Annotated in this window: 14 protein-coding genes and 1 pseudogene; 6 read left to right on the top strand and 9 right to left on the bottom strand. The window is 43.1% G+C overall.

Translation table 11 applies throughout. From position 1 onward, the window contains the following. The first annotated feature begins 104 nt into the window (after positions 1-104). Positions 105-632 (top strand): cupin domain-containing protein, encoded by a 528-nt coding sequence (locus ACFFRD_RS14520; RefSeq protein WP_392482087.1) that lies wholly within the window; start codon positions 105-107, stop codon positions 630-632. 133 nt (positions 633-765) lie between these two features. Here the strand turns inward: ACFFRD_RS14520 and ACFFRD_RS14515 are convergent, their stop codons facing one another. The 7 genes and pseudogenes from ACFFRD_RS14515 to ACFFRD_RS14485 form a co-directional block, all read right to left on the bottom strand. Next, positions 766-2,178, bottom strand: coding sequence for a TolC family protein (locus ACFFRD_RS14515; protein WP_392482086.1), 1,413 nt, complete (start codon positions 2,176-2,178; stop codon positions 766-768). Between the two features lie 326 nt (positions 2,179-2,504). Beyond that, complete coding sequence (locus ACFFRD_RS14510; RefSeq protein ID WP_306297081.1) at positions 2,505-3,176, bottom strand: ABC transporter ATP-binding protein; 672 nt, start codon at positions 3,174-3,176, stop codon at positions 2,505-2,507. A 140-nt stretch (positions 3,177-3,316) separates the two neighbouring features. After that, positions 3,317-3,724: pseudogene (locus ACFFRD_RS14505) on the bottom strand (four helix bundle protein). A 95-nt stretch (positions 3,725-3,819) separates the two neighbouring features. After that, positions 3,820-5,100 carry an ABC transporter permease gene (locus tag ACFFRD_RS14500; RefSeq protein WP_392482085.1) on the bottom strand — a complete coding sequence of 427 codons (1,281 nt, stop codon included), beginning with the start codon at positions 5,098-5,100 and terminating at the stop codon, positions 3,820-3,822. Between the two features lie 179 nt (positions 5,101-5,279). After that, positions 5,280-6,875 carry an efflux RND transporter periplasmic adaptor subunit gene (locus tag ACFFRD_RS14495; RefSeq protein ID WP_392482084.1) on the bottom strand — a complete coding sequence of 532 codons (1,596 nt, stop codon included), beginning with the start codon at positions 6,873-6,875 and terminating at the stop codon, positions 5,280-5,282. 100 nt (positions 6,876-6,975) lie between these two features. After that, the gene (locus tag ACFFRD_RS14490) at positions 6,976-7,536 is read right to left on the bottom strand and encodes a hypothetical protein (RefSeq protein WP_392482083.1); all 561 of its coding nucleotides are present in this window, start codon (positions 7,534-7,536) and stop codon (positions 6,976-6,978) included. Positions 7,537-7,804: 268 nt separating this feature from the next. After that, positions 7,805-8,443 (bottom strand): TetR/AcrR family transcriptional regulator, encoded by a 639-nt coding sequence (locus tag ACFFRD_RS14485; RefSeq protein WP_392482082.1) that lies wholly within the window; start codon positions 8,441-8,443, stop codon positions 7,805-7,807. A gap of 145 nt (positions 8,444-8,588) precedes the next feature. Here ACFFRD_RS14485 and ACFFRD_RS14480 point away from each other — a divergent pair, with 145 nt between their 5' ends. After that, complete coding sequence (locus tag ACFFRD_RS14480; RefSeq protein WP_392482081.1) at positions 8,589-9,476, top strand: tetratricopeptide repeat protein; 888 nt, start codon at positions 8,589-8,591, stop codon at positions 9,474-9,476. 238 nt (positions 9,477-9,714) lie between these two features. On the opposite strand, the gene ACFFRD_RS14475 is transcribed toward ACFFRD_RS14480, so the two are convergent. Then, entirely contained in the window at positions 9,715-10,122 is a 408-nt protein-coding gene (locus ACFFRD_RS14475) for a response regulator (RefSeq protein ID WP_012412589.1), read from the bottom strand. A gap of 326 nt (positions 10,123-10,448) precedes the next feature. Here ACFFRD_RS14475 and gyrA point away from each other — a divergent pair, with 326 nt between their 5' ends. The 4 genes from gyrA (at position 10,449) to ACFFRD_RS14455 (ending at position 13,902) form a co-directional block, all read left to right on the top strand. Continuing rightward, positions 10,449-12,932, top strand: a complete 2,484-nt coding sequence (gene gyrA, locus ACFFRD_RS14470) for a DNA gyrase subunit A (protein ID WP_392482080.1) — start codon at positions 10,449-10,451, stop codon at positions 12,930-12,932. Positions 12,933-12,941: 9 nt separating this feature from the next. Then, positions 12,942-13,097, top strand: a complete 156-nt coding sequence (locus tag ACFFRD_RS14465; protein ID WP_392482079.1) for a hypothetical protein — start codon at positions 12,942-12,944, stop codon at positions 13,095-13,097. Positions 13,098-13,220: 123 nt separating this feature from the next. Next, positions 13,221-13,439 carry a GNAT family N-acetyltransferase gene (locus tag ACFFRD_RS14460; protein WP_392482078.1) on the top strand — a complete coding sequence of 73 codons (219 nt, stop codon included), beginning with the start codon at positions 13,221-13,223 and terminating at the stop codon, positions 13,437-13,439. 277 nt (positions 13,440-13,716) lie between these two features. Beyond that, on the top strand, positions 13,717-13,902 hold the full coding sequence (locus ACFFRD_RS14455; protein WP_069073374.1) for a chlorophyll a/b-binding protein: 186 nt from the start codon (positions 13,717-13,719) through the stop codon (positions 13,900-13,902). A 161-nt stretch (positions 13,903-14,063) separates the two neighbouring features. Here the strand turns inward: ACFFRD_RS14455 and rpoD are convergent, their stop codons facing one another. Beyond that, the gene (gene rpoD / locus ACFFRD_RS14450) at positions 14,064-15,233 is read right to left on the bottom strand and encodes an RNA polymerase sigma factor RpoD (protein WP_012412585.1); all 1,170 of its coding nucleotides are present in this window, start codon (positions 15,231-15,233) and stop codon (positions 14,064-14,066) included. Between the last annotated feature and the right edge of the window lie 248 nt (positions 15,234-15,481).

Below are 15,481 nucleotides of genomic sequence, written 5' to 3'. Positions count from 1 at the left end.
CCATCCACAAATAGAAGCGTAGTTTACCGCCGTAGCCATCCCTTCTGCTGAGATGGAACCCTTGAACCTATTTTAACTTCCGTCTTAATTCATCATTAGGCCCTTTGCTTGTTCACCATCAAATTTTCTTAGCACCTTGGTATCAAGAAATGGAAAAGTATTTAGTCACCAAAGAAGAGATTGAGTCTTATGAAGGACTAGAAAAAACACATTTTCTCAACTCCAATGCTCGCAGACTGAATAAGTCTTTAGGAGATTTGACAGGTTTAAAAAATATCGGTTTCCACATCATTGAAGTAGAGCCTGGATGTGAATCAACGGAGCTTCACATGCACTATCACGAAGAAGAGTGCGTATACGTTCTTGAGGGAGAAGCTGAGGCAACAATTGGAGAAAGCATTTATCCAGTTAAAGCAGGAGATTTTATTGGATATCGCGCTGGTGGTAAGCCGCATAAGCTGACAAACACGGGCAATTCTATATTCAAATGTATAGTAGTTGGTCAAAGGCTAGACCATGATATCGGTGACTATCCAAATTTGCAGAAACGTATATATAGGAGTAAAGGTTTAAAATGGAATCTGGTCGATATGGAAAATATAGCTGAACCAGTAGCAGGTAAGAAAGCATAACAGGTAGAATGCATTTCCTTAATGGAAACTCCGGCATTCTGTCCGTGGCTAATACCAATTCTCTATGAAGTTGTACTTAATAGCGGTGATGATATAAACCTATCCCCAAATAGAAGCCCCAAAGGGGCTGATCTTAGCGCGATCCTCTAGAAGTAACTGATCTTTGCAAATTAGCTAGAGCGCGATTGTAATCCAAAATAGCTGTGACTCGATTACCTTCTGCTCTTGTCAGGTCATTTTCAGCAGAGATCACCTCTGTTTGAGTGCCCACACCAGCTTGGAACCTCAGCCTTGCTAAATTTAGAGCTTCTCTGGCTTGATTTAAAGCCACACTAGAAGTCTGCACATTATTTAAATTAGATTGCAATTGAGAATAGAATTGTTCTACATCAAAGCGAATTTGGTCACGCTGGGTGGCAAATTGACTCTCTGCGATCGCAATATTTGTTCTCGACTGAGCCGCCCTTGCTCTTGCTGCTCCTCCATCAAACAAAGTGAGATTTCCTTGAAGCCCCACCGAATAGCCATCAGTAATGCTGACACCATCATCGTAGCGATCTAGCAGGTTGTAGTTGCCTACCAAACTAATTTGCGGCCCTAACTGTGAAAGTGCTTGCCGTCGCTGTTGCTCACTAATATTTCGTTGTGCTAATTGCTGTTGCAATTCTGGACGATTTTGAAACGCTTGGACAATACTTTGTTCTACGGTCTGCGGCCAAAGACCCGCTAACTGTACAGGATCTGCGGTACTGATATTAACTGACTGCGACAAACTTAAGGTAGTGGCAAGCTGACGACGGGCAATTTGCTGCTGCGAAATAGCATTAGTTAGTTGTTGTTGGGCGTTTGCTAAATTCACCTGAGCTTGCAGCACATCGAACCGCGTACCCACTCCCGCCTGTTCTCTGGCTTGAGTATCCCGCAAACTAGCTTGGGCATTCTCCACAGCAGCTCGGTTAATTCTTACTTGTTCATCTGCTTGTTGCAAATCGTAGTATTGAGTCGTGGCATTCAATCTAATTATCAAAGACTGGCTTTCAACATTCAATTCATCTACACGTAGTTGTTCTTCAGCTGCTTGGATTGCCGCTTGTCGATTACCAGAGGTATAGAGGTTGTAATTTAGTTGTGCTGAACCATTAAAAGAGGTGCTGGATTGAGATGAATTATTAGTAAAACCATTACCACTATTAGTCAAATTACTGTTGATTCCCAAAGTAGGAAATAAGGCAGCTTGAGATTCGCGTAGGGCTGAACGACTGCGTTCTAGCTGTAATATGGCTACTTGTAAATCTCGATTGTTGCGTCGTGCTAATTCCAAAGCTTGTGCCAAAGTGATTGGCACAGTTCCCTGAATCTTTACTTCCTGGGGTTTAGTAGGAAATTGCAGAGGATTGGGATTAGGGTTGAGGTAATCAGGAACCTGCACAGAGCTTGAGTTATTCTGCGGTTTTGGGGGAGTTACTGCACTTGCTAAAGCTGGAAAAAGAATCGCAAACGCAACACAAACCCAGGTAGAATGCACAAATAATAAGCTAAAATTCATAATCTAGATGTAGTCATTAATTAGGTTTTTTGAGGACACAATCAAAATTTTTTATCCTGATTGACCTATAGAAATTTAAATTTGAAATTCCTCCTCTAAGAGGTTGTTTGAAAAGTAATTGGCTGTGGTTTTAGGCACTCATTGATCCCCCCTAACCCCCCTTAAAAAGGGGGGAACTGGAGTCAAAGTCCCCCTTTTTAAGGGGAGCCACTGCGGTCTTGGGGTCTCCCCAAGTGGAGCATGTGGCGTGGATTTAGGGGGATCTAAACGTTTTTTTACCGAGAAGAGGACTTTTCAAACATCCTCTAAGAGTTGATATTAACAAATTAGCCAACAATCAAGCCATCCTGAACTCGAATAATCCTTTTGGTTTGAGCAGCGATATCTGGTTCATGAGTGACAATTACAATTGTGATTCCTTGGTCATTAAGTTCTGTCAGCAAATTCATCACCTCATGAGAAGTTTCAGTATCTAAAGCTCCTGTTGGCTCATCTGCCAAAACTAATGCAGGTCGGTTGACTAAAGCACGAGCGATCGCTACTCGTTGTTGTTGTCCCCCAGATAGTTGACTAGGACGGTTAGCTATGCGTCCATGTAATCCTACCTTTTCCAGGGCTTCTAATGCCCTTTCACGGCGTTTTGGCTTGGGTAAGTTAGCGTAAACCATTGGTAACATAACGTTTTCCAGTGCTGTTGCCCTCGCCAAGAGGTTAAATTGTTGGAAAACAAAACCTATCCTTTGGTTGCGGATATAGGCTAATTCATCATCATCAAAAGTCGTCAGGTTTCTCCCTTCAAAAATATAGTCTCCAGTTGTAGGACGATCCAGACATCCCAAAATATTCATCAGCGTGGATTTGCCCGAACCTGACGCACCCATAATCGAGACATATTCCCCTTCCTCAATAGAGAGTTGAATTCCCTTGAGTATTGGAACACTAACTTCTCCCAAGTGGTAAGTTTTAGTAATAGATTCCATCCAAATCATTGTTGGCATAAGATGAGTGCTGAGTAGTGAGTGCTGAGTGCTGAGTAATGAGAGTTCATTTATAGCCGTGGTCACATAGGTTAGGACAGTGTTGATTGCTCAAAAACTTGAAAAAACTGGTTTTTTACTCAGCACTCAGCACTCATCACTCAACACTTTTCTTTAGTGGTGGAGGCTGAGTTTTTTTGATGTTTTTGTTTACTAACTGAGATACGAAGACCACCAATAATTTTGCCTACTTCTTCTCCTTGATTTAAAAGTTGGCTGAATTTGACTTGATCGAGGTAGCCAACATCTAGAGCTACATAAAGTTGAGAACGCAATTCTGCACAAGATGACTTGGCTATCGAAAGAAACTGATGAAATTATCCTAAATAACTTCTTTCAAAACCCTCCGCAATGTTAGACATGATAGACACTGCTGCCCTTTGTATTTGTCCCGATAATCCAAAGTCTTTAGCAAATGCGCCCTGCTGAGTAACCTGATAAATATCTCTAGTAAGGATTCTTGCTTTTTGCCAAGCAATCAAATCTTCAAATCGCTCAACTTTACTCATTTTACTGACCTCTCAAATTTGAAAATTAACAACTAAATAACTTCCAACTGGGCACTTACTTACTACTCAGCACTCAGCACTCAGCACTCTTACGCTTAGTCGCTTCTTAAAGCATTAATTGGATCTAATTTAGATGCGTTTCGTGCTGGAATTACCCCAGCGACTAAGCCGACACTCAATGAGAGTACAAATCCAGCGATAATCGACAAGAAAGAAATAATAAAGGGAAATTTGAAAATGCTTGAAGCTATAAAGGCTAATAAAATCCCAGTGGCCATCCCAATACCTCCGCCGACAATAGAAATTACGATCGCTTCAGCTAAAAATTGATTCAGGATTGCCGAATTGGTTGCTCCTACAGCTTTGCGAATCCCGATTTCTCGCGTCCGCTCAACTACGGAAACTAGCATAATGTTGGCAATACCAATTCCACCAACCACTAACGAAATGCCAGCGATCGCTACTACCATTACTGTAAATAAGCCTACAACACTAGTAAAAGTACTAACAATATCAGCTTGATTAGTCAGCCGAAAATCATCAGCTTGTGGCGGATAAATATTGTGACGCAGACGTAAGAGATTGGTAACTTGAAACTGAGCAGCTTCTAACTCCTCCTGATTAGCGCCTTTGACTAAAATTCCATTTACAGAAACGCCTACCAAAGCATTGTTCCCTACTAGTCTCTTCGACATACTAGTTAGAGGAATGAAAACCTGGTCATCTCGATCCATCGGCCCCTGAGAGCCTTTAGGTTCCATCACCCCAATTACTTGATAAGCCTCTCCCTGAATGCGAATTTTCTCGCCAATAGGATTTACACCCTGTCCAAAGAGCGTGCTTTGAACTGTAGGGCCAAGAATAGCTACCTGTGCGACAGTATCTAGTTCTTCTTGAGTAAAATATCTCCCTTGCTGGGGGTGAGTATTTCTGACTTCTGGATAGTTTAAATCTGTGCCATAAATGGTTGTTGAAGTGTTCTGTCCTGCATACACAACTTGAGCAGTCCGTTGGAGATAAGCAGAAACCATCTGTGCTGATGGTGCTTGTGTAGCGATCGCTTTTGCATCTTCCCAGGTCAAGGTGCTGCTAGAACCGACTCCTTGACGGACATTCCCGCTTCTTGCAGCACCCGCTAAGATTTGGATCACATCTGTACCCAATGCTTGTATCTGTTGCTCTACGCCCTTTTGCACTCCCTGACCGACAGAAGTAATGGCAATGACTGAGGAAATCCCAATAATCACGCCCAACATCGTTAGACCTGTGCGTAATTTGTTACTCCACAAAGTCTCTGCCGCCATTGTCAAGATTTCCAGCAACGGTACTGTGCGGGTCTTCTTAGCTTTGTAAAAGCCCTTAAATATCTTAAACATAAGGTTTTATTTAAAGAAGAATGCAGAATTCAGAATCCAGAATTCAGAATCGATTAGTGGGGGAATTAAACCCACATATTTATCCGTCAGTCAGGCTCGAATTCATACTGTTAGCGGATAGCTAAGGTTTAGCCCATTCTGACTACTGACTCCTGAATTCTTTCTTGTTAAAACTCACTTTAAGGGGAACCACCACCGGAACGACCACCGCCGCCACCGGCTCCACCGCCTCCTCTTCCACCACCGCCACCGCCAGTTCCACCACCTCCTCCTAGACCAGGGAAAACTCCTCCTCGTGGTGTTGATTGCGGACGCGACCCTGGTGGGAAACTGAGTAATACTCTCTCGTCTCCTGTCAATCCAGACTTAACTTCGGTAAAGTTATTCGCGGTAACGCCAGTCTCGATGCGAGTAAAGACAGGTTTGTTATCTGCTCCAGCCACAAACACACCTGTGGCATTTTGTTGCCGCACAACTGATGCGGTTGGTACTACTAAAACATTTTCAACCTGACCGACTTGAAAATCTACTTCCGCATTCATCCCAGACCGCAGTAATCTTTGAGGGTCTGAAAGTGATATTCTCACTTCAAAACTGGTAACGTTTTGTTCTACTATTGCTTGGGCTGCGATTTGGCTGACTTTACCTTCAAAGGTTTTTCCTGGGTAGGCATCTGCTGTAATCGAGACTTTTTGACCAAGGCTGATTTTGGAAATATTTGTTTCCGCTAAATTTGCGACAACTTCATTGGTTGAAGCTAGAGACAAGATCGAAGAAGAAGATGAAGAAGCTACTTCACTACTAGCAGTTGTGGGTGTCACGAAAGCGCCTGGATCGGCAAATTTCTTTGTCACCACCCCATCAAAAGGGGCGCGAATAATTGTGTCATTGATTTCGGCTTGGATGTTTTGCAGCGAACCACGAGCAGATGTTACCTGGGCGCGGGCTGCATTAATATCTTCTTGGCGCGTTCCTGCTTTCAGAAGTGCCAAAGCTTGCTGTCTCTGCTTCACTACAGCTTGTGCTTGCTCGATGTCTTCTGGACGTGACCCGGCTTTTTGCAATCCAAGTGCTTGCTGTGCTTCATTTACACTAGCTTGGGCGCTGTCACGAGTGGCACGGTTTTGGTTAAGAGTCTGAAGGGATATACCGCCTGCATTGTAAAGCTGTTGATTACGAACAAAATCATCTTCTGCTTGGCGGAGGGTGGCTTGAGCGCTTTGCAAGCGTGCCTGTGCTTGGGCAATATCTTGAGAGCGATTGCCTGCTTGTACCTTTTGCAGATTCGCCTGGGCTTCGTCTAATACTCCTTGTGCTTGAGCAATATCTTGAGGACGATTACCTGCGATCGCTTTTTGCAAATTCGCCTCGGCTTGTGCCAATTGCCCTTGAGCAGAGGTGAGTTGCCCCCGCAGGTTGGAATCATCCATGTAAGCGACAATCTGTCCTTGTTTGACGAGATCCCCTTCTTTCGCTAGCAGTGTTTTCAAGATACCGGAATTTTTCGGGCTGAGGTTGATTGACCGCTCAGGCTTTACTGTTCCGTTCGCTGAAACTGTGATTGTTAAGCTCTGCCTTTGTACGGGTCTTGTCAGCACCCGACGACTAGCTTGTTGCTGGGAAACAACGGCTACTTGGTAATAAACTGCATAGCCAATTCCACCCAAAAGGCAAAAAGCAATTAGCCAAGAAAGCCAATTTCGTTTGCCCTTTTTTTTCTTTACCTCTGGAACTAAAACTGATGAATCTACGGTATTTTGTGTATCAATTTTCATATCCATTTTGTCTATAAGGAACGGCTACCGAGCCAGTTATTCACGGCTAAACTATAGCCTGGTAGCCCTATACTGACAATGATTTTGAGTATTTAGTGTTTTAAAGGTTTATTTGCAGTACCAACCCACTAGGAAGTCTGAAATAATCATCACGCACTCTCACTAATCTTCCAGCAGGAACAATTTCCTGACTGGGAAGAAGAATATCTCCGTTGGGAAGTCTGAAGTAACCTTGGTTACGCAGTCTAACTATGGATCTAGCAGGAATAATTTGCCCATTGGGATATCTAATGTCACCATTACCAAGTCTGACTACTCTGCTATAGGATTGGTTGTCGCGGTTCCAATTATTATCCCGATCTCTAGAGTTTCTGACTTCTCTAGGGTAGGATCTGCCGTCGCGGTTCCAATTATTATCCCGATCTCTAGGATTTCTGACTTCTCTAGGGTAGGATCTGCCGTCGCGATCCCAATTATTATCCCGATCTCTAGGGTTTCTGACTTCTCCAGGATAGGATCTGCCGTCGCGATCAAAATTGGGATCGCGATCGCCAACAACGTAGACTTTCGTCTGGGCACTTGCAGGCGCAGTCAAAAGAGTGGGAACAATTATCAGGGCAGCAGCAGCTAGGACTATCGATACACGGTTTGGTTTCAACATGAAATTAACTCCTTATTGGTATTAAATTTCTATTCTGCTGAGGTTTAGATTCAGCAATACTTAGATAGTTGCTTTTATTTGGGTATCAATATGTTTTATGTTTGCCTCGTCGTATAAATTCATACATAATAATTATCGATCAAAAAGTTGAAACCAATGTATGACGAAAGTCATTAGTAATTCGAGACTTATGTATGACCAAAGTCATCAGTTTTTAATGGGGAGATGAGGGAGAATAATCAATATTCAATGCCCAATCTTTTTAAATTTAATCCTGCATTGGCGAAATTCCTTGCCAGATAATATCCACAAAATTTTGGATAAATGCTGATACTTCTGTACCACGATCTTTAGGATTTAAGTAATTTTTTATAGGAAAAACGTCTGTTTTTATACTTTGCTGAGACGAAATCTGCTCTAAGAAAACATAGTTCATCAACGATCCGAGTAAAATATGAGCCACTGTCTGGGGATCGCAAGGGCGAAGCCGATTTTGGTTGATTTCATACTCTAGAAAAGCGGACAGTGCTTTGAAATCTTGTATGGGTCTTGGTTCTTTACCTCCAAGTTCTGGAAACGCATTGCCTCGCGATCGCAGCATCACGATCTGAGGCAGCACCTCACGATAAAATTCCGTAATCTGGAGGCAAATATTGATTAGGTTTTCTTTGAGATTGCCTTTGCCACAAAGAGATTCCAACTCGCTCACCCACACTGGTTTTTCTGGAATTCCCATCGCCGCAAAAAATAATTCTTCTTTGGTTGAGAATCGCTTGAAAATTGAAGCTTCAGAAATACCTGCCTGTTGAGCAATTTCTAAGGTTGAAGCACCAAATCCTTGTTGCAGGAAAACTTGACGAGCCGCTTCTAATATCTGCTGATTGGTGATTTTGGGTACACGAGCCATAAATAAGTGAGTAATTACTTATTAATGTATTGCCTTTGTGATGGGAATGTCAATAACTAATGACGTAATATTTTACTGCCGTCAAGAGCGGAGATCGTTTAAGCTAGCTGAAAGATTCTTTGATTAGTGGCTTAAAGGCGGTAATGTGCCTAAACATGTTCGTTTGATTTCTTTGCTAGTGGTCTGTAGTTTGTGGAGTATGCCAAAAGCCGCTAACGCGCAGGCATTAATACCCCATACACTGCAACTAGATGGGACAAAGTTAGAGAAGCAGGGGTTGAGCCTGGCACAAGAGGCGGCTCAACTAGCTCAGTTTCAACAGGTTGAATTAGCTTTGCCACGAGCGCGGCTGGCTAGTCAACTGGCTCCGAAGAATGATAAAGTATGGTTGCTTTTAGGTGGATTGCAACTACAAACCAAAGAGTTTGACGGGGCGATCGCTAGTCTGAAAAAAGCGCAATCTCTCAACCCCAAAAATGGTGATATTTTGTTTGCTTTGGGTTCAGCTAATTTTCAGCAGAAAAATTACCAAGCGGCGGTTGTCAATTACCAAGACGGCTTGAAGTTAAAACCCAACGATCCAGAAGGGTTATTTGATTTGGGTAATGCTTACTATCTACTGGGTAAATTGCCAGATGCAATCGCACAGTACGATAAAGCAGTCTCTCAAGATAAAAAATTCTGGCCAGCGCTCAACAATATTGGCTTAATCAACTACGAACAGGGTAATACCTCTGAAGCGATTAAGCGATGGCAATCTGCTGTAACCCTTGATAAGCAAGCCGCAGAACCTTTATTAGCTTTGGCAGTAGCACTGTATACGAAAGGCGATCGCCAACAAGGTCTAGCAATGGGAGAAGCTGCACTCCGCATCGATCAGCGCTATGCTAATTTGAATTTTCTTAAAGAAAATCTCTGGGGCGATCGCCTACTGTCTGATACGAAAAAATTCCTAGAATTACCCCGTATTCAAGCAGCTTTACAGCAACCAGAAAACTCATCATCAGCCCCTGGAAAACAGCCTACTCAATAGGAGCAGGCGAGACATGGGGACAAGGGGACAAGGGGACAAGGGGGAATTATTGAACAAGTCCTTGTCTCTTCTTCATGTTCAATGCTCAATGCCCAATTCCCCATTCCCCATTGTCAATTGACTTTCCTATTACCACTTGCCTAATAGTACCTTTTCGTAGTACATCTATACTAAACAAATACAGGAAATAGTCGCCCAAAAACCTTTGCGGGCGAATATTCCTGGAATCAGTCGTCAATTATGATTGGCCGTCTGTGGGTAGAAGTGCGAGGATTTGGTCAACAAACTGTTGATGGTCAACAACTGGCTTAGAAATGTAGCCATCAGCGCCGCTTTGCTTGAGAAAATTCTCGCGATCGCCTTCCATGGCATGTGCCGTCACCAAAATAACAGGTAAGTTCGCTGTTTTTGGATCGGATTTTAACATCTGTGTAATCTTGATTCCATCAACAGATTTCCCTTGGTAAACACTTCTGGATAGAGAAACATCCATTAAAATCAGGTCGGCTTCTCCTGATTGGGCAATTTTTATTACTTCTTCCACATTTTCAGTATGTTTCACTCCCAAGCCGCCGCGCTTGGACAAAATCTTGGAAAAAACGCGAGCATTAATTAGATCGTCTTCGACAATTAAAACAGTTTTCATGAGAATTTTAGTTATAGAGGTAGAGGTGAGGGGATTAAGCAATTCAAAATTAAAAATGAGAAAATGCAGTCATGGCAGGTATCCTGGCTATAAAGCCTATACAAATTAAATGTTCAGCAGATTATTATTCGATTAAAACAGCTACCTGCTATCTGTTTCCTTTTTAATAGTGTATGTACCTCCTTGTCATCAAGGATGATACTACTGCTTTTTCTTCTATCACTATCAATATTTTGTTAGGAATCCCATTTCATCCGTTATGCTGTGGTTGCTGCAATATTGAGTTCCGCCGGCTTTTGTGTAGTTAAATTTCAGGGAAAAAACTCATGGCAAAACAGTTAAACCTTCTCTCAACGGGACAGGTAATTCCAACAGCCCTGCACACCGAGATGCAACGGTCTTATCTCGAATATGCCATGAGCGTGATTGTCGGGCGAGCGCTACCAGACGTGCGTGATGGCTTAAAACCAGTGCATCGGCGCATTTTGTATGCAATGCACGAACTCGGTTTAGTACCAGATAGACCCTATCGAAAATGTGCCCGTGTAGTGGGTGATGTGTTGGGTAAATACCATCCCCACGGCGACCAATCAGTTTACGATGCCTTAGTTAGGCTAGTGCAGGATTTTTCTAGCCGCTATCCTTTGCTAGCAGGACACGGTAACTTTGGTAGCGTCGATAATGACCCGCCAGCAGCGATGCGTTACACAGAAACACGCCTCGCACCCATCAGTCATGAGGGAATGCTGACAGAAATCGGCGAAGAGACGGTGGAATTTGTCGGGAACTTTGATAATTCCCAGCAAGAACCAACAGTGCTACCTGCTCAATTGCCGTTTCTGTTGCTCAATGGCTGTTCTGGGATCGCCGTGGGAATGGCGACAAATGTACCACCCCACAACTTGGGGGAAATTGTGGATGGGTTAATTGCCTTAATCGACAATCCAGATTTGCCAGATGAAAAGTTATTCGAGCTAATTCCAGGGCCAGACTTTCCCACCGGTGGAGAAATAATTGGTGAGACTGGAATTCGGGAAGCATACACCACAGGTAAAGGTGGAATTCTGCTGCGGGGAGTTGCAACTCTAGAAGAAATTCCAGCCAGTAGGGGAAGCAAGCGGCGAACGGCAATTATCATTACAGAATTGCCATATCAAGTGAATAAGGCCGCCTGGATTGAGAAGGTAGCGGACTTAGTAAATCAAGGTCGTTTGCAAGGAATTTCTGATCTGCGGGATGAGAGCGATCGCGAAGGGATGCGAGTAGTAATTGAACTCAAACGCGATACCAATCCCCAAGAAGTCCTCCAGCATTTATATCACCAAACTGCTTTGCAAATGACGTTTGGGGCAATTCTCCTAGCAATAGTGGATGGACAACCCCGCCAGTTAAGTTTGCGTCAACTTTTGCAAGAATTTTTGAGTTTCCGAGAAGAGACGCTGAACCGTCGCTACAATTACGAGTTGGGTAAGGCTCAAAGTCGCGTGCATTTGGTGGAAGGTTTGCTGAAAGCGCTATCTAATTTGGATGAGGTAATTCAAATTTTGCGACAAGCTCCCGATGGGAGTACGGCAAAAATAAATCTTTGTAGCCGACTGGATTTGAGTGAGGTACAAGGAGATGCAATTTTGGCTATGCCATTGCGTCGCCTCACAAGTTTAGAACAGGAAAATTTGCAGCAGGAATTTGAACAGATAAGCGGACAAATTAGTTTGCTGGAGCAATTACTCAACGATCGCCGCGAATTACTCAAGGCGCTCAAAAAAGATTTGCGATCGCTCAAGCGCAAGTACAGCGATCCCCGGCGAACAAAAATTGGAGAGGAGCAAAAGTCTAGGGCCGAGGAGCAGAAGTCTAGGGCAGAGGAGGAGGAACTTAAATCTTCTGAACCGGCAGAAGAAGCAATTTTAGAATTTACCCAACGGGGTTATGTCCGCCGCACCCAACCATCTGGGAGAAAGTCAAAAGCTGAAAATGGTTTGCACGATAATGACTTTATTATCCAAACCGTGTTGACTGACACCCAAAAAGACCTGCTAATACTAACCGGTGGCGGCAAAGTCTATCCTGTGAATGTAGGGGAAATTCCTCCAACTACTGGGCGTTCTCCACGGGGAAAACCTTTGATTACTATGCTCAGTAATACTGCTCAAGGCGCTCAAGAAGCTGTAGTCAGCCGCTTTTTGCTGCCGGACAATCTCGAAACTCAGCAGATGATTCTCTTAACAAAACAGGGACGAATTAAGCGTCTGTCTCTGGGAGAATTCACAAACTTGACGCGGCGCGGAATCACGATTTTAAAGCTCAAAGACGATGATGAATTGTCATTTACCCAGTTCACAAAACCAGGGGAACATCTGATTTTAGCTAGTTCCGGTGGACGAGTATTGCGCTTCGCAACCAATGATGAACAATTACCGATCATGGGTCGCACAGCGATGGGTTTACAAGCGTTTCGCTTATTGAAAAATCAGCAAATGGTTGGCTGTGTGACTGTCGGTAAAGATGACCATCTGCTGCTAGTTACTCAAGAAGGATATGCCAAGCGCATGGCTGCGAGTCAGTTAAGAGCGGCTAATCGCGGCGATTTAGGGACGCAAGCGCTAAAATTTGCTAGCAAAACTGATAATTTAGCTGGTATGGTCATAGCGATCGCATCTGGTGAGGTAGCTTTAGTGACTAATAAAGAACGGGTAGTGCGGATACCTGTGGAAACAGTGCCGATTTTAGGCCGGGATGTCAAAGGTGAAAGTATCATCCAACTCAACCGCGATGAAAAAATTATCACTGTGGCTGAAGTGCGATCGTAAATCAGAGTGATGTTCAACTTGCGACAAGCCAACTTGCAGGATTTAGAGGCGCTAATCCAACTGCGTCTCGAACTCCTGCGGGAGGCTGGCAATATTAAAGGTGACTCTGACACCACAAACCTAGCAGAAGCAACTCGAAAATATAACGCAATACAGTTCAGATAAGACCAAAACACTTGTAGAGACGGCGATTTATCGCGTCTCAAAAACCTAAAATTTTTGTCAGTGACCCTTAACTGAACCTTATTGCCTTATAACAGCAATCTCTCAGGCTTAGAAGCCTACATTATGAACGTTTATACAATTCCGATGTGGCGAGGACAGGGAATTGCAACAGCTTTATTAAAAGAAATTATCTGCTTTGTGAGAGAAACTGAGGCAAAACGGCTCTGGCTTCACACCACTGAGGATGGTAAACGTATCTACGAGCAGCTTGGTTTTGTCTCAACTTCAAAAGAAATGGATATGGTCTGTAATGATTTAATCATCAATAAATTTTTATTTTAAAATCCGAAAACTTTAGCGAATAAAGCAATATAACTAAATTACTTGATAATTAATCTTAATAAGATTTATTGTCTATAAAGGTAAAAGTCTAGACAACATTTCTTTGATCTGTGTAAATCTTACTGAAGGATGATGTTTTAATCTGTATAAATAGCTATTTCTATTTATGTCAAGGTATGGAAACAAAAGTATAAAAAATGTTGCCTTTCTAAAAATATTTGTTATATTAGTTTACATAAGGCAATAAACCTTAAGAATTAACTTTGGAGTCCGAACCATGACAAATGCAAGCACAACAAAAGTCACTACTCCTGTAATTGAAGATCGCAACGCTTGGCGCTGGGGCTTTACCCCACAAGCAGAAATTTGGAACGGTCGCTTGGCAATGATTGGCTTTTCAGCAGCTATTTTGGTTGAAGTTTTTTCTGGTCAAGGCTTCCTACACTTTTGGGGCATCCTATAACTTTTAATATCTAAGATGACCTATAAATAAAAAAACCTGGAGTGCTAATTCACTACCAGGTTTTTTATTTTTTTGTCATTAGTCAGTTGTCATTTGTCCTTTGTTTATTTACTAATGACCAATGACCAATGACCAATGACCAATGACTGTTAACTAATTGACTACCGAATATACTCTTTGAGAACGCTGTTACGATTTGGGTGGCGTAACTTACGAAGTGCCTTCGCCTCAATTTGACGAATCCGTTCGCGGGTGACGTTGAAAATCTGGCCGATTTCCTCAAGGGTCTTCATCCGACCATCATCCAAGCCGTAACGTAGTCTGAGGACATCGCGTTCACGGGGGCTGAGACTGTCGAGAACTTTTTCCAGGTCTTCGCGCAGAAGATTTTTGGAAACTTGGTCTTCTGGTGTCTCACCATCGGATTCAATAAAATCGCCCAATCGAGAATCTTCTTCTTTACCAATAGGCGTTTCTAGTGAAATAGGTAACTGGGCGGATTTAGCAATGAAGCGCAACTTCTCAATGGTCATTTCCATCCGAGTGGCGATTTCTTCCTCGGTGGGTTTGCGACCCATTTCTTGAGACAGTAACTTGGTAGTTTTCTTAATCCGAGAGATGGTTTCGTAAAGGTGAACTGGAAGACGAATTGTGCGGGATTGATCTGCGATCGCGCGGGTAATTGCTTGACGAATCCACCATGTCGCATAAGTTGAGAACTTATAGCCTTTTTCGTGGTCAAACTTTTCAGCGGCACGAATCAAACCGAGACTGCCTTCCTGAATTAAGTCTTGGAACGACAAACCACGATTCATGTACTTCTTAGCAATTGAAACCACAAGACGGAGGTTAGATTGCACCATCTTATCTTTCGCTCTGCGACCAACATGCAGGCGATAACGAAAAGCTGGTAAGGGCAGTTGTACTGCTTCTGCCCATTCACTATCTCGAGGATCGCGATCCAACTGTTCTGAGAGTCTTTCCCGCACCCTCTCTAATTCCAGTAAATCGGCGATTTTCCGCGCCAATTCGATTTCTTCGTCTGCCCGCAACAGCCGAATTCTACCAATTTCTTGCAAGTAAAGCCGAATGGAATCTTCTGTGTAATGCTTTTTCTTGCTTTGTGTCCGACGACGCGATTTAGCGGCTTTTCCAGACTTTGCGTCGTCCTCATCAGACTGAGGCTCTAAAAATTCATCGTCACCTTCATCGATGATAAGCAAGTCCTCTTCATCATCTATTAAGAGTTCTTCTAACTCGAGCTCAGGCTGATTCATTATTTCTAGGTCAGGCTGATATATGCTTTCGAGTACGTTGTTAGCCTGGTTCATGCCGCGTTCCTCATGCTCCTTGCAGAATCAATTACTCAAGATGTGTTTACTGCTCTTTTAAACGAGCCAATTGTCAACCGAAAATAACCTTTTTGGCAGATTTGCCAGAAATATTTTCGGATCTTTTGCACCTCCGGTAGGAGGTTTTTTTACTTTAGTTTAAGCCATTCCTAAAAGTGATTTGCTCGCCCTAGTAAATGTTATATGTGTTGCTATCACATACTGCTTTCAACTAACTGGTCAAAAAA

Origin of the sequence: Nostoc sp. C110, assembly GCF_043099725.1 — a bacterium.
In the GTDB taxonomy this organism is placed as follows: Bacteria; Cyanobacteriota; Cyanobacteriia; order Cyanobacteriales; family Nostocaceae; genus Nostoc; species Nostoc muscorum_A.
This window is presented reverse-complemented; position numbering and strand designations above follow the sequence as displayed.